At 64.0% G+C, this 23502-nt stretch carries 21 protein-coding genes; 13 read left to right on the forward strand and 8 right to left on the reverse strand.

All coding sequences use genetic code 11. The annotated features are described in order from the left end of the window. The first annotated feature begins 223 nt into the window (after positions 1–223). A complete protein-coding gene (tcdA, locus tag C167_RS0125600) occupies positions 224–1030 on the forward strand; it encodes a tRNA cyclic N6-threonylcarbamoyladenosine(37) synthase TcdA (protein ID WP_017521169.1) in 807 nt (268 codons plus the stop codon). A gap of 100 nt (positions 1031–1130) precedes the next feature. Here tcdA and C167_RS0125605 read toward each other — a convergent pair whose 3' ends face one another. The 5 genes from C167_RS0125605 to C167_RS0125625 all read right to left on the reverse strand — a co-directional run bounded on the left by C167_RS0125605 (position 1131) and on the right by C167_RS0125625 (position 4860). Further along, positions 1131–1538 carry a SufE family protein gene (locus tag C167_RS0125605; protein ID WP_017521170.1) on the reverse strand — a complete coding sequence of 136 codons (408 nt, stop codon included), beginning with the start codon at positions 1536–1538 and terminating at the stop codon, positions 1131–1133. Continuing rightward, positions 1535–2740: an aminotransferase class V-fold PLP-dependent enzyme gene (locus C167_RS0125610; RefSeq protein ID WP_017521171.1), complete on the reverse strand. Its 1206-nt coding sequence runs from the start codon at positions 2738–2740 to the stop codon at positions 1535–1537. Before C167_RS0125610 ends, C167_RS0125605 begins: the two co-directional genes overlap by 4 nt. Positions 2741–2836: 96 nt before the next feature. Then, positions 2837–3871 (reverse strand): 2,3,4,5-tetrahydropyridine-2,6-dicarboxylate N-succinyltransferase, encoded by a 1035-nt coding sequence (dapD, locus tag C167_RS0125615; protein ID WP_017521172.1) that lies wholly within the window; start codon positions 3869–3871, stop codon positions 2837–2839. Between the two features lie 42 nt (positions 3872–3913). Beyond that, positions 3914–4540 carry a LysE family translocator gene (locus tag C167_RS0125620; protein WP_017521173.1) on the reverse strand — a complete coding sequence of 209 codons (627 nt, stop codon included), beginning with the start codon at positions 4538–4540 and terminating at the stop codon, positions 3914–3916. 11 nt (positions 4541–4551) lie between these two features. Further along, positions 4552–4860 carry an arsenate reductase gene (locus tag C167_RS0125625; protein WP_051167998.1) on the reverse strand — a complete coding sequence of 103 codons (309 nt, stop codon included), beginning with the start codon at positions 4858–4860 and terminating at the stop codon, positions 4552–4554. A 212-nt stretch (positions 4861–5072) separates the two neighbouring features. Here C167_RS0125625 and C167_RS0125630 point away from each other — a divergent pair, with 212 nt between their 5' ends. Then, positions 5073–6734 (forward strand): Na+/H+ antiporter, encoded by a 1662-nt coding sequence (locus C167_RS0125630; protein ID WP_017521175.1) that lies wholly within the window; start codon positions 5073–5075, stop codon positions 6732–6734. Positions 6735–6827: 93 nt separating this feature from the next. On the opposite strand, the gene dapC is transcribed toward C167_RS0125630, so the two are convergent. The 3 genes from dapC to map all read right to left on the reverse strand — a co-directional run bounded on the left by dapC (position 6828) and on the right by map (position 11713). After that, on the reverse strand, positions 6828–8030 hold the full coding sequence (dapC, locus tag C167_RS0125635) for a succinyldiaminopimelate transaminase (RefSeq protein ID WP_017521176.1): 1203 nt from the start codon (positions 8028–8030) through the stop codon (positions 6828–6830). A gap of 39 nt (positions 8031–8069) precedes the next feature. Then, complete coding sequence (locus C167_RS0125640) at positions 8070–10769, reverse strand: [protein-PII] uridylyltransferase (RefSeq protein WP_017521177.1); 2700 nt, start codon at positions 10767–10769, stop codon at positions 8070–8072. Positions 10770–10912: 143 nt separating this feature from the next. Further along, positions 10913–11713, reverse strand: coding sequence for a type I methionyl aminopeptidase (gene map / locus C167_RS0125645; protein ID WP_268744102.1), 801 nt, complete (start codon positions 11711–11713; stop codon positions 10913–10915). A gap of 293 nt (positions 11714–12006) precedes the next feature. Between map and rpsB the strand changes: the two genes are divergently transcribed. The 11 genes from rpsB (at position 12007) to lpxD (ending at position 23462) form a co-directional block, all read left to right on the forward strand. Beyond that, entirely contained in the window at positions 12007–12747 is a 741-nt protein-coding gene (rpsB, locus tag C167_RS0125650) for a 30S ribosomal protein S2 (protein ID WP_017521179.1), read from the forward strand. A gap of 125 nt (positions 12748–12872) precedes the next feature. Beyond that, the gene (gene tsf, locus C167_RS0125655; protein ID WP_017521180.1) at positions 12873–13742 is read left to right on the forward strand and encodes a translation elongation factor Ts; all 870 of its coding nucleotides are present in this window, start codon (positions 12873–12875) and stop codon (positions 13740–13742) included. Between the two features lie 206 nt (positions 13743–13948). After that, positions 13949–14686 carry a UMP kinase gene (pyrH, locus tag C167_RS0125660; protein ID WP_017521181.1) on the forward strand — a complete coding sequence of 246 codons (738 nt, stop codon included), beginning with the start codon at positions 13949–13951 and terminating at the stop codon, positions 14684–14686. 1 nt (position 14687) lies between these two features. Then, positions 14688–15245: a ribosome recycling factor gene (gene frr / locus C167_RS0125665; protein WP_017521182.1), complete on the forward strand. Its 558-nt coding sequence runs from the start codon at positions 14688–14690 to the stop codon at positions 15243–15245. A gap of 16 nt (positions 15246–15261) precedes the next feature. Further along, positions 15262–16017 (forward strand): polyprenyl diphosphate synthase, encoded by a 756-nt coding sequence (gene uppS, locus C167_RS0125670; RefSeq protein ID WP_017521183.1) that lies wholly within the window; start codon positions 15262–15264, stop codon positions 16015–16017. Beyond that, positions 16011–16826, forward strand: coding sequence for a phosphatidate cytidylyltransferase (locus tag C167_RS0125675; RefSeq protein ID WP_017521184.1), 816 nt, complete (start codon positions 16011–16013; stop codon positions 16824–16826). Before uppS ends, C167_RS0125675 begins: the two co-directional genes overlap by 7 nt. Then, the gene (gene ispC, locus C167_RS0125680; protein ID WP_026079281.1) at positions 16823–18013 is read left to right on the forward strand and encodes a 1-deoxy-D-xylulose-5-phosphate reductoisomerase; all 1191 of its coding nucleotides are present in this window, start codon (positions 16823–16825) and stop codon (positions 18011–18013) included. Before C167_RS0125675 ends, ispC begins: the two co-directional genes overlap by 4 nt. Before the next feature lie 16 nt (positions 18014–18029). After that, positions 18030–19382, forward strand: a complete 1353-nt coding sequence (rseP, locus tag C167_RS0125685) for a sigma E protease regulator RseP (protein WP_017521186.1) — start codon at positions 18030–18032, stop codon at positions 19380–19382. A gap of 73 nt (positions 19383–19455) precedes the next feature. Beyond that, positions 19456–21849 (forward strand): outer membrane protein assembly factor BamA, encoded by a 2394-nt coding sequence (bamA, locus tag C167_RS0125690; RefSeq protein WP_017521187.1) that lies wholly within the window; start codon positions 19456–19458, stop codon positions 21847–21849. Positions 21850–21897: 48 nt separating this feature from the next. Further along, on the forward strand, positions 21898–22401 hold the full coding sequence (locus tag C167_RS0125695) for an OmpH family outer membrane protein (protein WP_017521188.1): 504 nt from the start codon (positions 21898–21900) through the stop codon (positions 22399–22401). Continuing rightward, on the forward strand, positions 22401–23462 hold the full coding sequence (lpxD, locus tag C167_RS0125700; protein WP_017521189.1) for a UDP-3-O-(3-hydroxymyristoyl)glucosamine N-acyltransferase: 1062 nt from the start codon (positions 22401–22403) through the stop codon (positions 23460–23462). The genes C167_RS0125695 and lpxD overlap by 1 nt, the downstream gene beginning before the upstream one ends. The last annotated feature ends 40 nt before the right edge of the window (positions 23463–23502 follow it).

The raw sequence follows: 23502 nt of genomic DNA on the forward strand, positions 1-23502 counted from the left end.
CAATCTCTGTACGGGATAGCTCGGTCGGCGCGCATCCTACCCCGCACTCCAGGGGCTGTACAGGTTGCCGGGGCCGTCCGCCGCGTGGGCGTTCGTAGGCAATTTCTGACAGTTTAGAATGTGCGGCAGGTGCGTGACTGAGACTGCGGCAACGCGCCTTTGTTGCAGGCGTGCCGGCGGCTGCCGGTATAGAATGCCGGCCGTTTCGAAATGAGGTGTGGCGATGCAACTGGATGAACAGCGTTTCGGCGGAATTGCGCGGCTTTATGGCCGTGAGGGCCTGGAGCGGCTGGCGGCCAGCCATGTGGCGGTAGTCGGGATCGGCGGCGTGGGCTCCTGGGCGGCCGAGGCCCTGGCGCGCAGCGGTGTGGGCGAGATCTCGCTGTTCGACCTGGACGACGTCTGTGTCACCAACACAAACCGCCAGGTGCATGCGATCCAGGGCGCCATGGGCAAGCCGAAGGTCGAGGTCATGGCGGAGCGTCTGAAAGCCATCAATCCCGGCATCGTCGTGCACGCCGTAGCCGATTTCGTCACCCGCGAAACCATGGCGGACTACATCAGGCCCGAACTGGACTGCGTGATCGACTGCATCGACAGTGTCGCCGCCAAGGCCGCGCTGATCGCCTGGTGCAAGCGCCGCAAGCTGCAGATCATCACCACCGGCGGTGCCGGTGGGCAGGTGGACCCGACGCAGATCCAGGTCGCCGACCTCAACAAGACCTTCAACGATCCGCTGGCCGCCAAGGTCCGCTCCATGCTGCGCCGGGACTACAACTTCTCGCGCACGCCGGGCCGGCATTACAGCGTGCAGTGCGTGTTTTCCACCGAGCAGCTGCGCTATCCCAAGCCGGACGGCACCGTGTGCCAGTCCAAGAGCTTCGTCGGCGAAGGCGTGAAGCTGGACTGCGCGGGCGGTTTCGGCGCAGTGATGATGGTGACCGCGACCTTCGGGATGGTGGCGGCGGCGCGGGCGGTGGACAAGATCGTCGCTGGCGCGCGGCGGCCTTCGGAACGCGCTGCAGGCTGATTGCCTTTGTAGGAGCGAGCTTGCTCGCGAATCCGCCCGACACCGTGGCATCCCGCCAAAGCGTTCGCGAGCAAGCTCGCTCCTACGAAAAGCCACGCACTCAGGTGGCGATCAAGTCCCGCATGCGTTTGAGAACTGCATTCAGCCCGTTGCTACGCGACGGCGACAGCTGCCGGCCCAGCCCCAGTTGGTTGAACCAGTCCGCCAGATCAACCGCTGCCAATTCAGCTTCGGGCAAGCCGTCCACCCGTACCAGCAGCAACGCCAGCAGCCCCCGCAACAGACGCGCGTCACTGTAGGCGCGGAAGTGCCAGCTTTTATCCCGCCGATCCGCCACCAGCCAGACGTTGCTCTCGCAGCCCTGTACGCGCTGCTGGTCGCCCAGCTCGGCTTCGCTTAGCGGCTCCAGGCGTTCGCCCCACTGCATCAGCAGGCGGGCGCGTTGCTCCCAGCCCTGCAGGGCGGTGAAGGCTTGCAGGGCCTCGGCTGCTGCGGCCGGCAGGCTCATCGCAGCAGCTCCAGGGCACTGTCCAGCGCAGCGAAGAAGCGCTCCAGATCCGCTCCGTCGTTGTACAGGCCGAGGGAGACGCGTAGGGCGCCGGCGAGATCCAGGGTCTTCATCAGCGGCATGGCGCAGTGGTGCCCGGCACGTACGGCGATGCCCTGCTCGGTGAGCAGGTGACCCAGGTCGGAGACGTGCACACCTTCGACCACGAAGCTGGCCAGTGCCACGTCTGGTTCGCCGAGCATGCGCACGCCATCGCGGGCGCGCAGGCCAGACAGCAGGCGCGAGTGGAGGAAGCTCTCGTGGCCGCTGACCTCGGCACTGTCCTGCGCGGCCAGCCATTCCAGCGTGGCGCCCAGGGCGATCACCGGGCCGATGGGCGGGGTGCCGGCCTCGAAGCCCATGGGGGCGCTGTGGAACTGCGCGTCGAAGTAATCCGACACGCGCACCATCTCGCCGCCGAACTGCCAGTGCGACAGGCGTTCCAGCGCTTCCGTGCGTCCCCAGAGCAGGCCGAGGCCTTCCGGGCCGTAGAGCTTGTGGCTGGAGCAGACGTAGAAGTCGCAGCCCAGCGCCGACAGGTTGTGTCGGCCATGGACCACGCCCTGAGCCCCATCGACCACGCTCAGGGCGCGGTACTGCCGGGCCATCGCCAGCAGTTCCGGCAGCGGTTGCCAGGTGCCGAGCACATTGGACAGCTGGCTGACGGCAAGCAGGCGCGTACGCGGGCCGATCAGGCCGGCAGCGCGGGTCAGATCGATGCGGCCGTCACTGTCCAGCGGCAGGACCACCAGTTTCAAGCCGCGCCGCTTGGCCAGTTGCTGCCAGGGCAGCAGGTTGGCGTGGTGCTCCAGCGCGCTGACGACGATTTCGTCGCCCGCCTGGAACTGGCCTTCCAGCCCGTAGGCCAGCAGGTTCAGCGCTTCGGTGGCGCCACGGGTGAAGATGATCTGCGCGGGGCTGCCGCCATTGAGCCAGTTGGCGGCCAGCGTGCGGGTCGCCTCGAAGGCGCGGGTGGCGCGCTCTCCGGGCAGGTGCTGGGCGCGGTGCACGTTGGCGGCGCCGCTGGCGTAGTAGCCGGCGAGGGCGTCGATCATGGCGCGCGGCTTCTGCGCGGTGGCGGCGCTGTCGAGGTAGGTCTGGCCTTCGGCCTCGAAGGCGGCGAGGGCTGGGAAGTCGGAGCGCCAGGGCGAGGGAATGGACATGGGCGTGCGGCCGGTTGCGGAAGAAAGTAAAACGGGGGCCGCAGCCCCCGCTTCTCCAAGCTTAGTGCGAACCCCGCGCGAGCGGGGCGCTCAAGCTTAGTTGTGCGCGTGCAGCGCTTCGTTCAGCTCGATGGCAGTCTTGTTGGTCTTGCACTCGACCGCGCCGGTCTGGGAATTGCGGCGCAGCAGCAGGTCCGGCTGACCGGCCAGGTCGCGGCCCTTGACCACTTTCACCAGGTTGTTCTGGTCGTCCAGCACGGCGATCTTGGTGCCCGCGGTGACGTACAGGCCGGCTTCGACGATGTTGCGGTCGCCCAGCGGGATGCCGATGCCGGCGTTCGCGCCGATCAGGCAGCCTTCGCCGACGCTGATGACGATGTTGCCGCCGCCGGACAGGGTGCCCATGGTGGAGCAGCCGCCGCCCAGGTCCGACCCCTTGCCGACGAACACGCCAGCGGAGACGCGGCCTTCGATCATGCCAGGGCCTTCGGTGCCAGCGTTGAAGTTGACGAAGCCTTCGTGCATCACGGTGGTGCCTTCACCGATGTAGGCGCCCAGGCGCACGCGGGCGGTATCGGCGATGCGCACGCCGGCCGGCACTACGTAGTCGGTCATCTTGGGGAATTTGTCGACGGAGAAGACTTCCAGCAGCTTGCCCTTCAGGCGCGCTTCGAGTTGCAACTCGGCCAGCTCGGCCAGGTCGACGGCGCCCTGGTTGGTCCAGGCCACGTTCGGCAGCAGCGGGAAGATACCGGTCAGGTTCAGGCCGTGCGGCTTGACCAGACGGTGGGACAGCAGGTGCAGCTTCAGGTAGGCCTCCGGGGTGGAGCTGGGGGCGGCGTCTTCGGCCAGCAGGGTCGCGACCAGCGGCTTCTGGCTTTCGGCCAGGCGGTTGAGCAGGGCGGCCTGGGCGGCGTCCACGGTCTCGACGGCGTCGGCCAGCTGGTAGGCCTGGTGAGCGGTGAAGGCGATCGCCTGGTTGCCGCCTTCGTAGTTCAGTAGCGGGCTGATGGCAGCGATCAGTTCGGCGCTGGGGTTGAGCAGCGGCTGCGCGTAGAAGACTTCCAGCCAGTTGCCCTGGCGGTTCTGGGTACCGACACCGAAGGCGATGCTGAACAGGGATTTCGACATGTGTGGGATTCCTTGAAAGAGATTCTCGAATAACGAATTCGGTCAGGCCGGACGGCGGCTGAGCAGCAGGCCCAGCCCGGCGCTGCCCAGCAGCGCGGCACAACCACGGTTGAACAGGCGCCGGGCGCGTGTGCCGGCGAGCAGCTTGCCGAGGCGGACCCCGGCGAGCCCGTAAAGGGCGATGGCCAGCCACTCCAGAAGCAGGAAGGCTGCACCGAGTTGGGCGAACTGGGCGCCCACGGCCTGACGCGGATCGACGAACTGCGGCAGGAAAGCGGTGAAGATAAGGATGGCCTTGGGGTTGCCGGCAGCCACCCAGAACTCCTGGCGGGCCAGGCGCCACAGGCTGGTGGCGGCAACCGGGGAGCCATCCACCGGCAGGTTCGCTGTCGGCGCGCGCCACAATTGCACGGCCAGCCACAGCAGGTAACCTGCACCCACCAGTTTGATCGCCAGGAACAGCCAGGCCGAGGCCTGCAGTACCAGCGCCAGGCCCGAAGCGGCCAGGGCCAGCATGCCGGCGAAGGCAAGCAGCCGACCGCCGCCCGCGACGGTCGCGCGCAGCAGGCCGAAGCGGGCGGCATTGTTCAGCGACAGCAGGTTGTTCGGTCCCGGCGCCATATTCAGGGCGAAGCAGGCGGGGAGGAACAGGGCCCAGGCAATGCTCATCGTGGCGTTGCTCAGGTCAGCGCCGCGGCATAGGCGTCGGGCTTGAAGCCGACCAGGGTACGGTCACCCAGGTCCAGCACCGGACGCTTGATCATCGACGGCTGCGCGACCATCAGTTCGATGGCCTTGTCCTGGTCGAGATCGGCCTTCTGCGTGTCGTCCAGCTTGCGGAAGGTAGTGCCGGCACGGTTCAGGACGGTTTCCCAGCCATGCTCGTTGCACCACTGGCGCAGGTGTTCGCGGTCGATGCCGCTACTCTTGTAGTCGTGGAAGACGTAGTCGACACCATGCTGATCCAGCCAAACGCGAGCTTTCTTCATGGTGTCGCAAGCCTTGATGCCAAACAGCGTCCGCTGACTCACGGGGCGCTACTCCTTTTCGATACATTTTTCAGGCGCGGGATTATGCCATTTCCCAGCGCCTTGCGGGACGCCGCCGGGAGGGCGGCGTATTGCAACAGTTTTTTGCCCAATGCGGGGCTGATCCATCTCGTCCTGGGTGCTTCAATGGATGGCTGTGCTGGAGTTCGTCGATGCAAACCGTTTACACCGTTCTGATCCTGCTGCTGGTCGTGGGGGGAACCCGGCTCGCCGCTCAGCTGATCCCGTTGCCGCTGCCCTTGATCCAGATCGCCGCCGGCGCCGCGCTCGCCTGGCCGAGCCTGGGGCTGCACGTGGGACTGGACCCCGAGCTGTTCATGTTCCTGTTCATCCCGCCGCTGCTATTCGCCGACGGCTGGCGCATGCCCAAGGGCGAATTCTGGAAGATGCGCTGGCCGATCCTCACCCTGGCCTTCGCTCTCGTACTGTTTACCGTGCTCGGTGGCGGTGTCTTCATTCATCTGTTGATTCCCGAGATTCCCTGGGCGGCGGCCTTCGCCCTGGCGGCGGTGCTGTCGCCGACCGATGCGCTGGCGGTCTCGGCCATCGCCCAGGACCGCCTGCCCAAGCGTCTGATGCATGTGCTGCAGGGCGAAGCGCTGATGAACGATGCATCGGGACTGGTGGCCTTCAAGTTCGCCATCGCTGCCGCCCTGACCGGCACCTTCTCGCTGATGGACGCCAGCCTGAACTTCCTGCTGGTGGCGGTTGGCGGGCTGGCCTGCGGGGTTTTCATCAGTTGGCTGTTGGGGCGGATTCGCGGGTGGATGATCCGTCGCGGCTGGGATGATCCGGCGACCCACGTGGTGCTGATGCTGCTGTTGCCCTTCGCCTGCTACATGATCGCCGAGGAGCTTGGGGTGTCAGGCATCCTTGCGGCGGTGGCGGCCGGCATGATGCAGAGCTGGGCCGACCTGCTGCCGCGGCAGACCAACACCCGCCTGCTCAACCGCAGCGTCTGGTCGATGCTGGAGTTTGCCTTCAACGGCGTGGTGTTCCTGCTGCTGGGGCTACAACTGCCGGACATTCTCAAGTCCGTCGCGCATCACGCCGACGATGTCATGTGGCGCTCCTCGCTGCTGCTGTTCTACGTGCTGGCGGTGTTCGCCGTGCTGCTCCTGCTGCGCTTTTGCTGGGTCTGGTGCTACTGGAAAGTGTCGGTGCGCTTCGAGCAGTGGTGGGGGATCGAGCTGGGCGGCCGATCCGGCGAGCCGGTGCTGCGGCTGTCGGCAATCTCGGCGCTGGGCGGGGTGCGCGGCGCGGTGACGCTGGCGGGCGTACTGTCGGTGCCGTTGCTGCTGCTCGATGGTTCGGCTTTTCCGCAACGCGATCTGATCATCTTCATCGCCACGGGGGTGATCCTGGTGTCGCTGATCGCCGCCACCATCGGACTACCGATTTTGCTTCGGGGGCTACCAGCGGCCAGCAATGACCAGCGCGAGCGCGAGGTGCAGTCGGTCTGGCGCAAGACCGCGGCAGCCGCCATTCACATGCTTGAAGGTGAGGAAATGCCTGCCCGTGACGGCGCGGATGCCGACGAAGCGGCCCGGCTGGCGGAGGTGAAGGCGCGGCTGATGGCCGAATACCGCCACGAACTGGACCCGGCACCGGATAGCCAGGAAGCCCGCGAGCGCGCCCGCGCCCTGGAGTTGGCCGATCAGGCGCTGCGTATCAAGGCGTTGCGCGCGCAGCGGCTGGAGCTGTACCGGATGCGCCGCGAGCATGAGATCGACGACGAAACCATGCGCGAGGTGTTGGGTGAGCTGGACAGCCAGGAGGCCTGGGTGACCAGTAAGGCGGGGCGTTGGGTGTAATGGTGGTCTTGTAGGAGCGAGCTTGCTCGCGAACCGCTGGGCTCTGGAGCTGCCGGATCGCTCTGTTCGCGAGCAAGCTCGCTCCTACAGCTATCAGACTTGCAGGTTCTGCACGTAACGCTTGATGCGCTCGGCCGCTTCCACGCACTCGGCCAGCGGAGCCACCAGCGCCATGCGTACGCGGTTGGCGCCGGGGTTCTCGCCGTTCACTTCGCGGGACAGGTACGAGCCCGGCACCACGGTGACGTGCTGCGCATCGAACAGGCCGCGGCAGAACTCGGTGTCCGTCACCGGGGTCCTGGCCCACAGGTAGAAGCTGCCGTCCGGGCGCTGCACGTCGAGCACGCCGCCGAGGATGTCCAGCACGGCGTCGAACTTCTCGCGGTACAGGTCGCGGTTGGCGCGCACGTGGTCTTCGTCCTTCCAGGCTGCGACGCTGGCCAACTGGGTCTGAACCGGCATGGCGCAGCCGTGATAGGTGCGGTACAGGAGGAATTTCTTCAGCACCTCGGCATCGCCAGCGACGAAGCCCGAACGCAGCCCCGGCAGGTTGGAGCGCTTGGACAGGCTGTGGAACACCACGCAGCGCGCAAAATCCGCGCGGCCCAGTTCGGCGCAGGCGGTCAACAGGCCGGCCGGCGGGTTCTGCTCGTCGAAGTACAGCTCGCTGTAGCACTCGTCGGCAGCGATCACGAAGTCGTGCTCGTCGGCCAGGGCAATCAGCTTTTTCAGGGTTTCCAGCGGGACCAGCGCGCCGGTGGGGTTGCCCGGCGAGCAGAGGAAGAGGATCTGGCAGCGCGCCCAGACATCCGCCGGTACGGCGTCGAAGTCCGGGTTGAAGCCATTGTCTTCCAGGCACGGCAGGTAGTGCGGCTCGGCGCCGGCGAGCAGGGCTGCGCCTTCGTAGATCTGGTAGAACGGGTTCGGGCTGATCACCAGGCCCTTGGCGTTGCGGTCCACCACGGTCTGGGTGAAGGCGAACAGCGCTTCACGGGTGCCGTTTACCGGCAGCACATGGCGCGCAGCGTCCAGCCAGCCGGCCGGCACCTTGAAGCGGCGCTCGCACCAGGCGGCGATAGTCTCGCGCAGGGCGGGGATGCCGAGGGTGGTCGGGTAGACGGCCAGTTGGTCGAGGCTGTCGGCCAGGGCCTTGGCGACGAACTCCGGTGAGCGGTGCTTGGGTTCGCCAATGGACAGCGCGATGGGCTTGAGCTCAGCCGGCGGCTGGGTCCCGGCCAGCAGGGCGCGGAGCTTCTCGAAGGGGTAGGGCTGGAGCGAATCGAGGGCAGGGTTCATGGCAAGGCTCTTTCTTTGCTGACTTTTACGAGATCGGGTCTAGATACTGATGCGCACGGGCATGCTGGGCTGGCCGCCATCCGAGAGAATGTCCACCAGGGCGGTCTGGATGCGTTTGCACAGCTCAGGGTCCGAGAGTGGCTGGTTGTGCCCATCGGTCACGAAGAACACGTCCTCGACGCGCTCGCCCAGGGTGGCGATCTTGGCGTTCTGCACTGACAGGTCGAAGTCCAGGAATAGCCCGCCAATGCGTGCAAGCAGGCCCGGACGGTCCGGTGCTATCACCTCCAGCACGCTGACCTGGCGCGCCGCGTCGGTGGAAATGGTCACTTGCGGGTTGAAGGCAAAGTGCTTGAGCTGGCGCGGGACGCGGCGCTGGATGATGGTCGGGTACTCGTCCGGGTCCTTCAATGCATTGACCAGTCCTTCGCGAATTTCCTCGACCCGGCTGGGATTGTTGCCGATCGAGCCGCCATCGGCGTCGAGCACTATGTAGGTGTCGAGGGTGAACAGGCTGGTGGAAGTGATGATCCGCGCGTCCTGGATGTTCAGGTTGAGCTGGTCCATTGCCGCCACGGTCACGGCGAAGAAGTCGTGCTGGTCGCCGGCATAGATGAAGATCTGCGTGCCGCCCTCGAACTCGCGCTGGGCGGTTTCCTTGATCAGCACCAGCGGGGTGCCGTCGTCCGGGTGCTGGAGAATGGCCTCGGTGTGCCACGCCACGTCCGCGGCGCTATGGCGCAGGAAGTAGTCGTCGCCCAGCTGGCTCCAGAGTTGCTCGGCGTCGTCCTGGTCGATGCCGCCGCGCACCAGGATGTCGATGGCCGCGCTTTGCGTCTGGCGGATCTGCTCCTCGCGGTCCACCGGGTTCTCCAGCCCACGACGCAGGGCGCGCTTGGTCTCGGTGTAGAGCTGGCGCAGCAGGCTGGCGCGCCAGGAGTTCCACAGTGTCGGGTTGGTGGCGTTGATGTCGGCCACGGTGAGCACGTAGAGGTAATCCAGGTAGGTCTGGTTGCCCATCAGCTGGGCGAAGTCGTAGATCACCTGCGGGTCGGACAGGTCCTTGCGCTGGGCCGTGGTGGACATGATCAGGTGGTTCTGCACCAGCCAGGACACCAGGTTGGTATCCCACGGCGGCAACTGGTGGCGCTGGCAGAACTGCTCGGCGTCCACCGCGCCCAGTTCCGAATGGTCGCCGCCGCGGCCCTTGGCGATATCGTGGTAGAGACCGGCGATGTAGATCAGCTCCGGCTTGGGCAGGCGCTCCATGATCTTGCTGGCCAGCGGGTACTTCTCCGCCATGTCCGGACGGCGCAGCTTGCGCAGGTGCTTGATCAGGTTGAGGGTGTGCGCGTCGACCGTATAGATGTGGAACAGGTCGTGCTGCATCTGCCCGACGATCAGGCCGAACTCCGGCAGGTAGCGGCCGAGAATGCCGTAGCGGTTCATCCGCCGCAGGTTGCGGTGGATGCCTTCCTGGCACTTGAACAGTTCGATGAACAGGCTGGTGTTGCGGATGTCGTGGCGGAAGTCGTCGTCGATCAGGTGCCGGCTGTCGCGCAGCAGGCGGATGGTGTCGGCACGTACGCCCTTGATTTCCGGGTGCTGGGCCAGCAGCACGAAGATTTCCAGCAGGGCGAAGGGTGTGCGCTTGAAGACGTTGGCGTGGGTGACTTCCAGGTAGCCATCACGCAGCTGAAAGCGGCTGTTGAGCGGCTGGATCTGGCCGTTCTCGCCGGCCCGCAGTATCACTTCCTCGAAGTGCTGCATGATCAGGTCGTTCAGCTCGGAAACAGCCATCACCACGCGGTAGTACTTCTGCATGAAGCGCTCGACGGCCAGCTTGGCGTCGTTGCCTTCGTAGCCCAGCAGGCCAGCGATGCGCCGCTGGTGGTCGAACAGCAGGCGGTCTTCGGCGCGGCCGGCGAGCATGTGCAGGGCGTAGCGGACCTTCCAGAGGAATTCCTGGCTGGAGGCGAGCACGCTGCATTCGCTTTCCACCAGGAAGCCTTCGCGCACCAGGGCGTGCAGGTTGAGGCTGCCGAAGTGGCGGCGGGCGACCCAGAGCAGGGTCTGGATGTCACGCAGGCCGCCGGGCGAACCCTTCACATTGGGCTCGAGGTTGTATTCGGTGTCGTTGTACTTGGTGTGGCGGTGGATCTGTTCCTTGCGCTTGGCCAGGTAGAACTGCCCGCTGGGCCACATCTGTTTTGCGCTGGTGGCTTCGAGCATGCGCTGGCGCAGGCTGTCAGGGCCGGAGATGGTCCGGCACTCCATCAGGTTGGTGACCACGGTGAGGTCGGCGCGCGCTTCCTCGGCGCACTCGGCTACCGAACGCACGCTCTGGCCGACTTCCAGGCCGATATCCCAGAGCAGGGTGAGGAAGCCCTCGATGGGCTCGCGGAAAGTCTCCTGGTCCTCGCTGTCGAGCAGGATCAGCAAGTCGATGTCCGAGTGCGGGTGCAGCTCGCCACGCCCGTAGCCGCCCACGGCAACCAGGGCGATATCGGCGTCGTCGCCCCAGTCGAAGCGATTCCAGGCCCGCTGCAGGATCTGGTCGACGAACCAGGCGCGGTCTTCGATCAGCCGGCGAATGTCGCGGCCGCCGTTGAAGCGGGCGTCGAGCACCTCGTTGGCCTGGCGAATGGCCTTCTTGAATGCGGCGATGGGGCTGGATTTGAGGGCCAGTTCCGCCTGGAACTGCCCACGGTCGAACAACTCGGGATCCACCTGCGGCATGGCGGCCTTCCTGATCAATGGCTTAGGGGAGGGCAGGGGCAAGAGGGAAACCGGGCCTGCGCTCGTGGCGCCAGGCCCGATGGCTGTGCCGGGCCGGGATTTCTATGTTCTACCCAGCCGTCGGCAAGTTTGCAAACCGCGATTCAGGCAGCCGAAGTGCGCGGGAAGCTTTCGTCATTGCGCAGGGTCAGGATCTCGTAGCCGTCGGCGGTGACCAGCACGGTGTGTTCCCACTGCGCGGACAGCTTGCGGTCCTTGGTAATGGCGGTCCAGCCGTCGCCCAGCAGGCGGGTTTCCGGGCGGCCCTGGTTGATCATCGGCTCGATGGTGAAGATCATGCCTTCCTTGAGTTCTAGGCCGGTGCCGGCGCGGCCGTAGTGCAGCACCTGGGGCTCCTCGTGGAAGACCTTGCCGATGCCGTGACCGCAGTACTCGCGTACCACGGAGAAACCGTTCTTCTCGGCGTACTTCTGAATCACCTCGCCGATGTCGCCCAGGCGCGCGCCGGGCTTGACCACGGCGATGCCCTTGTACATGCATTCCTGGGTGATCTGGCACAGTCGGTCAGCCCATTCCGGGGTCTTGCCGACCGAGAACATCTTGCTGGTGTCGCCGTGGTAGCCGTCCTTGATCACGGTGATGTCAATGTTGACGATATCGCCTTCCTTGAGCGGCTTCTCGTTGGGAATGCCGTGGCACACCACGTGGTTGATCGAGGTGCAGATGGACTTGGGGAAGCCCTTGTAGTTCAGCGGCGCCGGAATGGCCTTCTGCACGTTGACGATGTAGTCGTGGCAGATACGGTCCAGTTCGTCGGTGGTGACGCCAGGCTTGACGTGTTCGCCGATCATTTCCAGCACTTCGGCGGCCAGACGGCCGGCGACGCGCATTTTCTCGATGTCTTCGGGCGTCTTGATGGTGACGGTCATGCGACTTCTCTTCAGGCGCTGCAAACGCGCGGGTAAATGAGAGGAATACGCAAGTCTATCAGAATTGGGGCTCTTCTATTAAGGGCAGGGCAAGGTGCAGCGAAGCGGTGGGGGAAGCGCCGGACGTCCTTGCGGGTTTTGTTCTGGCCGGGGTTGTGGTATAAAGCGCCCCGCTCTGAAGGCTACGGCCATTTCGGGGCATTAACCCACACATGCATCGACACGATGGCCTGGGTGCCTTTCGACACAGTCGGAGGGTTGGCCGTTGGGATGCATGGAGGCCTAACCCGACTTATCGAGGAACTATCATGTCCCAAGTCAACATGCGCGATATGCTGAAGGCCGGTGTGCACTTCGGCCACCAGACCCGTTACTGGAACCCGAAAATGGGCAAGTTCATTTTCGGCGCGCGCAACAAGATCCACATCATCAACCTCGAAAAAACCCTGCCGATGTTCAACGAGGCCCTGACCTTCGTTGAGCGCCTGGCCCAGGGCAAGAACAAGATCCTGTTCGTCGGCACCAAGCGTTCCGCCGGCAAGATCGTTCGCGAAGAAGCCGCCCGTTGCGGCATGCCGTACGTCGACCACCGTTGGCTGGGCGGCATGCTCACCAACTACAAGACCATCCGTCAGTCGATCAAGCGTCTGCGTGAGCTGGAAGTTCAGTCCCAGGACGGCACCTTCGCCAAGCTGACCAAGAAAGAAGCTCTGATGCGCTCCCGCGATCTGGAAAAGCTGGATCGCAGCCTGGGCGGCATCAAGGACATGGGCGGCCTGCCGGACGCTCTGTTCGTGATCGACGTTGATCACGAGCGCATTGCTATCACCGAAGCCAACAAGCTGGGCATCCCGGTCATCGGCATCGTCGATACCAACAGCAGCCCGGAAGGCGTTGACTATGTTATCCCGGGTAACGACGACGCCATCCGCGCCGTGCAGCTGTACCTGGGCTCGATGGCTGAAGCCGTCCTGCGTGGCAAGAGCGCCGGTGGCGTGACTGCTGACGAGTTCGTCGAAGAAGCGCCGGCCGAATCCGCCGAAGGCTGATTCCGGGACGTCCAGACGTCCTGCGGTGCGCGGAAAGGGGGCTAGGCCCCCTTTTTGCCACCCTGTAAATTCCGCCCGGGCAGCCGGGCGATCTGGTTTTGAGAGCAACTCAAGAGGATTTCGAAATGGCAGAAATTACTGCAGCACTGGTCAAGGAACTGCGTGAGCGTACCGGCCAGGGCATGATGGAGTGCAAGAAGGCACTGGTAGCCGCCGAGGGCGACATCGAGAAAGCCATCGACGACATGCGCGCTTCCGGCGCCATCAAGGCTGCCAAGAAGGCCGGCAACATCGCCGCCGAAGGCGCTATCGCGGCCAAAGTGGCTGACGACGGCAAATCCGCCACCATCATCGAAGTCAACTCGCAGACCGACTTCCTGGCCCTGCAGGACGACTTCAAGAACTTCGTCGCTGCCAGCCTGGACAAGGCTGTTGCCCAGAAGCTGACCGATGCTGCTCCGCTGATCGCCGAGCAAGAGCCGGCTCGTGAAGCCCTGGTTGCCAAGTGCGGCGAGAACGTCAACATCCGTCGCCTGGCTCGCACCGAAGGCGAAGTGGTTGGCGCCTACCTGCACGGCCACCGCATCGGTGTTCTGGTCACCCTGAAGGGCGGCAATGCCGAACTGGCTCGCGACATCGCCATGCACGTCGCTGCCAGCAACCCGCAATTCCTCGATCCGTCGCAGGTTTCCGAAGAAGCCGTTGCCAAAGAGAAGGAAATCTTCCTTGCTCTGAACGCCGACAAGATCGCTGGCAAGCCGGAAAACATCGTCGAGAATATGGTCAAGGGCCGTATCTCGAAGTTCCTGGCCGAAGCCAGCCTGGTCGAGCAAGCGTTCGTCAAGGATCCGGAAGTCAAGGTCGGTGACCTGGCCAAGAAAGCCGGCGCTGAAATCGTTTCCTTCGTTCGTTTCGAAGTAGGCGAAGGCATCGAGAAAGTCGAAGCTGACTTCGCTGCCGAGGTTGCTGCTCAAGTAGCCGCTTCCAAGCAGTAATAGACAGTCTCACGACTGTCGCCCCGCAAGAGGCTGCCCGCTAACGCGCGCGGCCTCTTTGCCAAAATGGGGAAACCAAAAGGGGCGGTTTCCACGGCGCGGGCCCGCAAGGCGGGTTTGAAGGCGCCGTAAGGCTGGCTGGTCCAAGCTTTCCGCCAAGCGCCCACAAGGCGCACAGCATTCAATCGCCGCAGGAGAAAAAGGTCATGGCTCAGCAGCTGAGCGCTCGTCAACCTCGCTATAAACGCATTCTTCTAAAACTGAGCGGCGAGGCCCTGATGGGCTCCGAGGAGTTCGGCATCGATCCCAAGGTGCTGGACCGCATGGCGCTGGAGATCGGCCAGCTCGTCGGTATCGGCGTGCAGGTCGGCCTGGTAATCGGTGGTGGCAACCTGTTCCGTGGCGCGGCGCTGTCCGCGGCCGGCATGGATCGCGTCACCGGCGACCACATGGGCATGCTCGCTACCGTGATGAACGGTCTGGCCATGCGTGACGCCCTGGAGCGCTCCAATATCACCGCTATCGTCATGTCCGCCATTTCCATGGTCGGTGTGACCGATCACTACGACCGCCGCAAGGCCATGCGCCATCTGAAAAGCGGCGAAGTGGTGATCTTCTCTGCCGGTACCGGCAACCCGTTCTTCACCACTGATTCGGCCGCCTGCCTGCGCGCCATCGAAATAGATGCTGACGTAGTACTCAAGGCGACCAAGGTGGACGGCGTGTACACTGCCGACCCGTTCAAGGACCCGAATGCCGAGAAATTCGAGCGTCTGACGTACGATGAAGTGCTCGATCGCAAGCTGGGCGTGATGGACCTGACCGCCATCTGCCTGTGCCGGGACCAGAAAATGCCGCTGCGCGTGTTCAACATGAATAAGCCTGGCGCGCTGCTGAATATTGTTGTAGGTGGTGCTGAAGGCACCCTGATCGAGGAGGATTGAGATGATCAACGAGATCAAGAAGGAAGCGCAGGATCGTATGGGTAAAACCCTGGAAGCCCTGGGTCATGCCTTCGCCAAGATTCGTACCGGCCGTGCGCACCCGAGCATTCTGGATAGCGTGATGGTGTCCTACTACGGTTCCGACACGCCGCTGCGCCAGGTGGCCAACGTTACCGTGGAAGATTCGCGCACCCTGGCTCTGAGTGTCTTCGACAAGAGCATGATCCAGGCTGTCGAGAAAGCCATCATGACTTCGGATCTGGGCCTGAATCCGGCCACCGCCGGTACCACCATTCGCGTCCCGATGCCGGCCCTGACCGAGGAAACCCGCAAGGGCTTCACCAAGCAGGCCCGCGCCGAAGCCGAACAGGCTCGCGTTTCCGTACGCAACATCCGTCGCGATGCCCTGGCGCAGTTGAAAGACCTGCAGAAGGAGAAGGAAATCAGCGAGGACGAGGAGCGTCGCGCTGGTGACGAGATCCAGAAGATCACCGACAAGTTCGTCGCGGAGATCGAAAAGGCCCTCGAGGCCAAGGAAACGGATCTGATGGCCGTCTGACGGCCGGGTTCTCGTCATGGAAAAGACCAAGCAGGTGACGCCCGTGCCCCGGCACGTGGCAATCATCATGGACGGCAACAACCGCTGGGCGAAGAAGCGCCTAATGCCTGGCGTGGCCGGGCACAAGGCCGGCGTGGACGCCGTTCGTGCGGTGATCAAGACCTGCGCCGAGGCAGGCGTCGAAGTGCTGACGCTGTTCGCCTTCTCCAGCGAGAACTGGCAGCGCCCGGCCGACGAGGTCGGCGCGCTGATGGAGCTGTTCCTCATGGCCCTGCGCCGTGAGGTGCGCAAGCTCAGTGCCAATGGCATTCGCCTGCGCATCATCGGCGACCGCAGCCGCTTCGCTCCTGAATTGCAGGCGGCGATGCGCGAGGCCGAAGCGCTGACCGCCAATGGTGGCAGCATGCTGCTGCAGGTGGCTGCGAACTATGGGGGGCAGTGGGATATCACCCAGGCTGCCCAGCGCCTCGCCCGTGAAGTGCAGGCGGGGCACCTGGCCGCGGAAGAGATTACCCCGGAGCTGATCCAGGGCTGTCTGTCCACCGGTGACCAGCCATTGCCCGACCTGTGCATCCGCACCGGTGGCGAGCACCGCATCAGCAACTTCCTTCTCTGGCAGCTGGCCTACGCCGAGCTGTATTTCTCCGATCTCTACTGGCCCGACTTCAAGCACGAAGCCATGCAGGCGGCGTTGCAGGACTATGCCTCTCGTCAGCGCCGCTTCGGCAAGACCAGCGAGCAGGTCGAGGCCGAGGCACCTCCGTCATGTTGAAACAACGCATCATCACGGCGCTGATCCTGTTGCCGATCGCGCTGGGTGGTTTTTTTCTGCTTGATGGAGCAGCGTTCTCGCTATTCATCGGCCTAGTGGTGAGCCTCGGTGCCTGGGAATGGGCGCGCCTGGCAGGCTATAACGAGCAATCTGCCCGTGTTGGTTACGCTGCCGTAGTCGCCGCATTGATGCTGGTGCTGGCCTGGCTGCCGCAGTTGGCGGGGGCTGTGCTGGTCCTCGCGCTGCTCTGGTGGATGCTGGCAATCGTTATGGTGCTGACCTACCCGGATAGCGCGTCGAGCTGGGGTGGACGCTGGCGCCGCCTGTTGATCGGCCTGCTGATCCTGCTCCCGGCATGGCAGGGCCTGGTGCTGCTCAAGCAATGGCTGCTGTCCAACTGGCTGATCGTGGCTGTGATGGTGCTGGTCTGGGCCGCCGATGTAGGGGCCTACTTCTCCGGCAAGGCATTCGGCAAGCGCAAGCTCGCCCCGCGCGTCAGCCCGGGCAAAAGCTGGGAAGGCTTCTTCGGCGGCATGGCGCTGTGCCTGGCGATCACTGTGGCCGTCTCCATCTATCGCGACTGGACTGTCCGCGAATTGCTGCTGGCGCTGCCCTGCACGGCCATCGTGGTGGCCCTGTCGGTAATTGGTGATCTGACCGAAAGCATGTTCAAGCGCCAGTCCGGCCTCAAGGACAGCAGCAATCTGCTGCCTGGCCACGGCGGCGTGCTGGACCGCATCGACAGCCTGACGGCAGCCATCCCGGTGTTCACCGCGCTGCTCTGGGCCGTGGGTTGGGGGGCGCCGTGAGTCATCCGCAGTGGATTACCGTGCTGGGGGCGACCGGTTCGATCGGCCTCAGCACCCTGGATGTCATCGGCCGTCACCCTGATCGTTACCGCGTTTTTGCGCTCAGTGGCTATTCCCGTCTGGCTGAGCTCCAGGCGCTTTGCCTGCGTCACCTGCCGCGATTCGTGGTCGTCCCGGATGCTGAGCAGGCGCGTGCCCTGCAGGATCGCCTGAACTCCGCTGGCCTCGAGACTCGGGTGCTGGTCGGCGAGGCGGGTCTTTGCGAGATTTCCGCCCATCCCGAAGTGGATGCGGTAATGGCCGCCATCGTAGGGGCTGCTGGCCTTAAGCCGACCCTGGCCGCCGTCGAGGCTGGCAAGCGGGTGTTGCTGGCCAATAAAGAGGCGCTGGTCATGTCCGGCGCGCTGTTCATGAATGCCGTCCGCGCCAATGGCGCCGTACTGCTGCCCATCGACAGCGAGCACAACGCCATCTTCCAGTGCATGCCGGCGGACTACTCCCGCGGTCTGGGGGAGGTGGGCGTTCGTCGCATCCTGCTGACCGCCTCCGGCGGCCCGTTCCGCGAAACGCCTTTGGAGCAATTGACCGAGGTGTCGCCCGAGCAGGCCTGCGCGCACCCCAACTGGTCGATGGGGCGGAAGATTTCCGTCGATTCGGCCAGCATGATGAACAAGGGACTGGAACTGATCGAGGCTTGCTGGTTGTTCGACGCCGCGCCGTCGAAGATCGAAGTGGTGATCCACCCGCAGAGCGTCATTCATTCCCTGGTGGATTACGTTGACGGATCGGTATTGGCGCAGCTGGGCAACCCGGACATGCGTACGCCCATCGCTCACGCGCTGGCGTGGCCGCAGCGGATCGATTCCGGTGTTTCGCCGCTGGACCTGTTCTCCATCGCCCGCCTGGACTTCAGTGCCCCCGACGCGCAACGTTTCCCCTGCCTGCGCCTGGCGCGCCAGGCCGCCGAAGCGGGTGGCAGCGCGCCGGCGATGCTCAATGCCGCGAACGAGGTGGCGGTGGCTGCGTTCCTCGAGCGGCGCATCCGCTTCACGGATATCCCGGTTATCATCGACGAGGTGCTGAACCACGAGGCGCACGCGCCGGTCGAATCGCTCGATGCGGTGCTGGCGGCCGACCAGCGTGCACGCGGCGCCGCGCAGGCGTGGTTGCAGGAACGCGGGCGTTGAGCCCGAGGAGGTAGCGATGAGCGCCCTTTACATGGTGGTAGGACTGATAGTCGCCCTTGGCGTACTGGTCACCTTCCACGAGTTCGGCCACTTCTGGGTGGCCCGACGTTGCGGGGTCAAGGTCCTGCGCTTCTCCGTCGGTTTCGGCACGCCGCTGGTTCGCTGGCATGATCGCCACGGCACCGAGTTCGTAGTGGCCGCCATTCCCCTGGGCGGTTACGTGAAGATGCTCGACGAGCGGGAGGGCGATGTTCCCGCCGAGTTGCTCGACCGCGCCTTCAACCGCAAGACCGTATTCCAGCGCATCGCCATCGTTGCGGCGGGGCCTATCGCCAATTTCCTGCTGGCCATTGTGTTCTTCTGGATCCTGGCCATGCTGGGCAGCCAGCAGATCAAGCCGATCATCGGCTCCGTAGTGGCGAACAGTCCGGCAGCCGTTGCTGGCCTGGCGTCCGGCCAGGAAGTGGTTGCGGTGGACGGCGAGGCGGTCGATGGCTGGAGCGGCGTCAACCTGCAGCTGGTGCGTCGCCTGGGGGAAACCGGCGAGCTGAGCGTTTCGGTGCTGGAGCAGGGTTCGAGCGTTCCGACTGTGCACCAGGTGCGCATCAGTTCCTGGCTGAAGAACGAAGACAACCCCGATCCCATCGGTGGCCTCGGCATCCAGCCATGGCGACCCGCTGTCGCACCGGTGGTCGCCGAGCTGGACGAAAAGGGACCTGCCAAGGCCGCCGGCCTGCAGATTGGTGACCGACTCGTCAGTCTGGATGGTCAGTCGGTCACAGATTGGCAGGAAGTGGTCTCGCGTGTCCGCGCCATGCCTGAAGGCAAAGTCACCCTGGGCATCGAACGTGCCGGCCAGCGCGAGGAGTTCGCCCTTACCCTGGCGGCCAAAGGGGAAGGCAAGACCCGTACCGGCTACCTGGGCGCGGGCGTCGCCGGGGGGCAGTGGCCGCCGGAAATGCTCCGCGAAGTGAGCTACGGACCGGTGGCAGCGGTGGGGCAGGCGCTCTCCCGAACCTGGTCCATGAGCCTGCTAACTCTGGATTCTCTAAAGAAAATGGTGCTCGGGCAGCTCTCGGTAAAAAACTTGAGCGGGCCGATAACCATTGCTAAAGTGGCGGGCGCTTCAGCCCAGTCCGGCGTAGGGGATTTTCTGCATTTCCTCGCCTATCTGAGCATCAGCTTGGGGGTTCTCAACCTGTTGCCGATTCCTGTCCTCGACGGCGGGCATCTGCTGTTCTATGTGGTCGAGTGGGTGCGTGGTCGCCCATTGTCGGAGCGGGTCCAGGCTTGGGGGATGCAGATTGGCATCAGCCTGGTAGTCGGGGTCATGTTGTTGGCCCTGGTCAACGATCTGAGTCGGCTGTAACCCGCCGTTGGATTTCGGATCTGCCGCCCTTTGCGGCAGATTCTCTATTTGTCAGTTGGAATAAAAGGACTCCATGAAACGCTTTCTGCTTCCCGCGGCCCTTTCCGCGCTGATGATCGCCCAGGTTCACGCCGAGTCCTTCACTGTTTCCGATATCCGGGTCAACGGTCTGCAGCGTGTGTCGGCCGGCAGCGTGTTCGCGGCACTGCCGCTGAACGTCGGCGAGCAGATCGACGATCGCCGCCTGGTCGAAGCGACCCGTTCGCTGTTCAAGACCGGTTTCTTCCAGGACATCCAGCTCAGCCGCGACGGCAACGTGCTGATCGTCAACGTGGTAGAGCGCCCCTCCATCTCCAGCATCGAGATCGAAGGCAACAAGGCCATCACCACCGAAGACCTGATGAAGGGTCTGAAGCAATCCGGCCTTTCCGAAGGCGAAATCTTCCAGCGTGCGACCCTCGAAGGCGTGCGCAACGAACTGCAGCGCCAGTACGTGGCGCAGGGCCGCTACTCCGCCGAGATCGAAACCGAGGTGGTGCCGCAGCCGCGTAACCGCGTCGCGCTGAAAATCAACATCAACGAAGGCACCGTGGCGGCCATCGCCCATGTCAACGTGGTGGGCAACACCGTCTTCTCCGAGGAAGACCTGACCGACCTGTTCGAGCTCAAGACCACCAACTGGCTGTCCTTCTTCAAGAACGACGACAAGTACTCCCGCGAGAAGCTCTCCGGTGACCTGGAACGTCTGCGTTCCTACTACCTGGACCGTGGCTACATCCACATGGATATCGCCTCCACCCAGGTTTCCATCACCCCGGACAAGAAGCACGTCTACATCACCGTCAACGTCAACGAAGGTGAAAAGTACACCGTCAGCGACGTGAAGCTCTCCGGCGACCTGAAAGTGCCGGAAGACGAAGTGAAGAAGCTGCTGCTGGTGAAGAAGGGGCAGGTGTTCTCCCGCAAGGTGATGACCACCACTTCCGACCTGATCACCCGCCGCCTGGGTAACGAGGGCTACACCTTCGCCAACGTCAACGGCGTCCCTGAGCCGAATGACGAGAACAAGACCGTGTCGATCACCTACGTGGTCGATCCGGGCAAGCGCGCCTATGTCAACCGCATCAACTTCCGTGGCAACACCAAGACCGAGGACGAAGTGCTCCGTCGCGAGATGCGCCAGATGGAAGGCGGCTGGGCCTCGACCTACCTGATCGACCAGTCCAAGCAGCGCCTGGAGCGTCTGGGCTACTTCAAGGAAGTCAACGTCGAGACCCCGGCTGTTCCGGGCACCGACGACCAGGTCGACGTCAACTACAGCGTGGAAGAACAGCCATCCGGCTCGATCACCGCGAGCGTGGGCTTCGCCCAGAGCGCCGGCCTGATCCTCGGCGGCTCGATCAGCCAGAACAACTTCCTGGGTACCGGTAACAAGGTCAGCATCGGCCTGACCAAGTCCGACTACCAGACTCGCTACAACTTCGGCTTCGTCGACCCCTACTGGACCGTCGACGGCGTGAGCCTGGGCTACAACGCCTTCTACCGCAAGACCGACTACGACGAGCTCGATGTCGACGTTTCCAGCTACTCGGTGAACAGCCTGGGTGCCGGCGTCAGCATTGGTTACCCGATCAGCGAGACCTCGCGCCTGACCTACGGCCTGACCGTGCAGCGCGACGACATCGACACTGGCGCCTATACCGTCGACGAGATCTTCGACTTCATCGAGAAGGAAGGCGACAGCTTCACCAACTTCAAGGCCTCCATCGGCTGGTCCGAATCGACCCTGAACAAGGGTGTGCTGGCGAACCGCGGCCACTCGCAGAGCCTGGTGCTGGAAACCACCATTCCGGGCAGCGACCTGTCGTTCTACAAGCTCGACTACCGCGGCCAGATCTTTGCGCCGCTCACCGAAACCTACACCATGCGCTTCCACACCGAGCTCGGTTACGGCGGCGCCTACGGCGATACCGATCGCCTGCCGTTCTACGAGAACTACTACGCCGGTGGCTTCAACTCGGTGCGTGGTTTCAAGGACAGCTCCCTTGGCCCGCGTAGTACCCCGAGCATTGCGCGAAACCCGGATGGGTCTCAGATGGACAGCGGTGGTCCTGATTCCAAGGGCCGCTATACCGACCCGGATCAGGGTCGCGAGGCCTTCGGTGGTAACATCCTGATCACCGGTGGCGCCGAACTGCTGTTCCCGCTGCCGTTCGTGAAGGATCAGCGCCAGCTGCGTACCGTCCTGTTCTACGACATCGGTAACGTGTTCGACACCGATTGCCCGACATCGACCACTCAGGGTTGTGACGGCGTCAAATTCCAGGACATGGCCATGTCCGCGGGTGTGGGTCTGACCTGGATCACTGCCCTGGGCCCGCTGAGCTTCAGCCTGGCGACCCCGATCAAGAAGCCGGACAACGCCGAAACCCAGATCTTCCAGTTCTCCCTGGGACAGACCTTCTAATTGGCCGTACCGTTGTAATGACAACCATGCTTTGTGCAGGAGTGCATTGTGCGTAAGTTGACCCAGTTCGTCCTGATCACCGCCGCCCTGGCAGCGAGCCCCGCGTTCGCCGACATGAAGATCGCGGTGCTCAACTATCAGATGGCACTCCTCGAGTCGGACGCGGCCAAGCAGTACGCCGTCGACGCCGAGAAGAAGTTCGGTCCCCAGCTGAACAAGCTCAAGGCGCTGGAAAGCGACGCCAAGTCCCTGCAGGACAAGCTGGTCAACGGCGGCAGCAAGATGTCCAATGCCGAGCGTGAAAAAGCCGAGGGCGACTTCAAGCAGAAGGCCCGTGACTTCCAGTTCCAGTCCAAGGAACTGAACGAAGCCAAGGCCGTTGCCGACCGCGACATGCTGAAGAAGCTCAAGCCGAAGCTGGATCAGGCTGTCGAGGAAACCATCAAGAAAGGTGGTTATGACCTCGTGGTCGAGCGTGGTGCCGTGGTCGACGTCAAGCCGCAGTACGACATCACCCGCCAAGTCATCGAGCGCATGAACCAGCTGCGCTGATGATGACCGAGCTGTCGTTTACCCTTGCCGAACTGGCCGCGCAACTCGACGCCGAGTTGCGCGGCGATCCCGCTCAGGTGATCAGTGGGCTGGCCACCCTGCAGGATGCAGGTGCCGGCCAATTGAGCTTCCTGGCCAATCCGCAGTACCGCAAGTTCCTCGAAGGCACCCAGGCCAGCGCTGTGCTGCTTACCGCTGCTGATGCCGAAGGCTTTACCGGTAATGCGCTGATCGTTCCCAATCCTTACCTGGCTTATGCCGGCCTGTCCCACCAGTTCGACCGCAAGCCCAGGGCGCCGGTCGGCATTCATCCCACCGCGGTGGTCGATGAAGGTGCACAGGTCGACGCGACGGCCAGCGTTGGTCCCTACGCGGTGATCGAGGCAGGAGCGCAGATCGGTGCGAACGTCACCATCGGGGCTCATTGCTTCATCGGTGCGCGCAGCGTGGTTGGCGAGGGCGGCTGGCTCGCCCCGCGCGTCACCCTGTACCACGATGTGCGCATCGGCAAGCGCGTGGTAATCCAGTCCGGCGCAGTGTTGGGCGGCGAGGGCTTCGGCTTCGCCAACCACAAGGGCGTCTGGCAGAAGATCGCGCAGATCGGCGGGGTCACCCTGGGTGATGACGTCGAGATTGGCGCCAACACCACCATCGACCGTGGTGCGCTATCCGACACCCTGGTGGGCAACGGCGTGAAGCTGGACAACCAGATCATGATCGCCCACAACGTGCAGATCGGCGATCACACCGCCATGGCCGGCTGCTGCGGGATTTCCGGCAGCGCCAAGATCGGCAAGCATTGCATGCTTGCCGGTGGCGTCGGCCTGGTCGGGCACATCGAGATCTGCGACAACGTCTTCGTCACCGGCATGACCATGGTGACCCGTTCGATCACCGAACCGGGCTCCTACTCCTCCGGCACCGCCATGCAGCCCGCGGCTGAATGGAAGAAGAGCGCCGCGCGTATACGTCAGCTGGATGACATGGCCCGTCGTCTGCAGCAGCTGGAAAAGCGCCTGGCCGCCGTGACCCCAAGCGGAGACGCTCCATCAGATGCGTGATCCACGCATTTTTTGGCGTTTCCCTTTTCTGAACAGGCTC

The sequence above is a fragment of the Pseudomonas nitroreducens TX1 genome (genome assembly GCF_000313755.1).
In the GTDB taxonomy this organism is placed as follows: domain Bacteria; phylum Pseudomonadota; class Gammaproteobacteria; order Pseudomonadales; family Pseudomonadaceae; genus Pseudomonas; species Pseudomonas nitroreducens_A.

What these genes read in the sequence shown, in the direction of transcription:
- pyrH (WP_017521181.1), top strand. Translation starts at nt 13,949, where the DNA reads ATGGCTCAGCAGCTGAGCGCTCGTCAACCTCGCTATAAACGCATTCTT.
- dapC (WP_017521176.1), bottom strand. Translation starts at nt 8,030, where the DNA reads ATGAACCCTGCCCTCGATTCGCTCCAGCCCTACCCCTTCGAGAAGCTC.
- lpxD (WP_017521189.1), top strand. Translation starts at nt 22,401, where the DNA reads ATGATGACCGAGCTGTCGTTTACCCTTGCCGAACTGGCCGCGCAACTC.
- dapD (WP_017521172.1), bottom strand. Translation starts at nt 3,871, where the DNA reads ATGTCGAAATCCCTGTTCAGCATCGCCTTCGGTGTCGGTACCCAGAAC.
- C167_RS0125625 (WP_051167998.1), bottom strand. Translation starts at nt 4,860, where the DNA reads ATGAAGAAAGCTCGCGTTTGGCTGGATCAGCATGGTGTCGACTACGTC.
- bamA (WP_017521187.1), top strand. Translation starts at nt 19,456, where the DNA reads ATGAAACGCTTTCTGCTTCCCGCGGCCCTTTCCGCGCTGATGATCGCC.
- rseP (WP_017521186.1), top strand. Translation starts at nt 18,030, where the DNA reads ATGAGCGCCCTTTACATGGTGGTAGGACTGATAGTCGCCCTTGGCGTA.
- rpsB (WP_017521179.1), top strand. Translation starts at nt 12,007, where the DNA reads ATGTCCCAAGTCAACATGCGCGATATGCTGAAGGCCGGTGTGCACTTC.
- uppS (WP_017521183.1), top strand. Translation starts at nt 15,262, where the DNA reads ATGGAAAAGACCAAGCAGGTGACGCCCGTGCCCCGGCACGTGGCAATC.
- C167_RS0125640 (WP_017521177.1), bottom strand. Translation starts at nt 10,769, where the DNA reads ATGCCGCAGGTGGATCCCGAGTTGTTCGACCGTGGGCAGTTCCAGGCG.
- C167_RS0125620 (WP_017521173.1), bottom strand. Translation starts at nt 4,540, where the DNA reads ATGAGCATTGCCTGGGCCCTGTTCCTCCCCGCCTGCTTCGCCCTGAAT.
- C167_RS0125675 (WP_017521184.1), top strand. Translation starts at nt 16,011, where the DNA reads ATGTTGAAACAACGCATCATCACGGCGCTGATCCTGTTGCCGATCGCG.
- tcdA (WP_017521169.1), top strand. Translation starts at nt 224, where the DNA reads ATGCAACTGGATGAACAGCGTTTCGGCGGAATTGCGCGGCTTTATGGC.
- C167_RS0125630 (WP_017521175.1), top strand. Translation starts at nt 5,073, where the DNA reads ATGCAAACCGTTTACACCGTTCTGATCCTGCTGCTGGTCGTGGGGGGA.
- tsf (WP_017521180.1), top strand. Translation starts at nt 12,873, where the DNA reads ATGGCAGAAATTACTGCAGCACTGGTCAAGGAACTGCGTGAGCGTACC.
- C167_RS0125605 (WP_017521170.1), bottom strand. Translation starts at nt 1,538, where the DNA reads ATGAGCCTGCCGGCCGCAGCAGCCGAGGCCCTGCAAGCCTTCACCGCC.
- C167_RS0125610 (WP_017521171.1), bottom strand. Translation starts at nt 2,740, where the DNA reads ATGTCCATTCCCTCGCCCTGGCGCTCCGACTTCCCAGCCCTCGCCGCC.
- frr (WP_017521182.1), top strand. Translation starts at nt 14,688, where the DNA reads ATGATCAACGAGATCAAGAAGGAAGCGCAGGATCGTATGGGTAAAACC.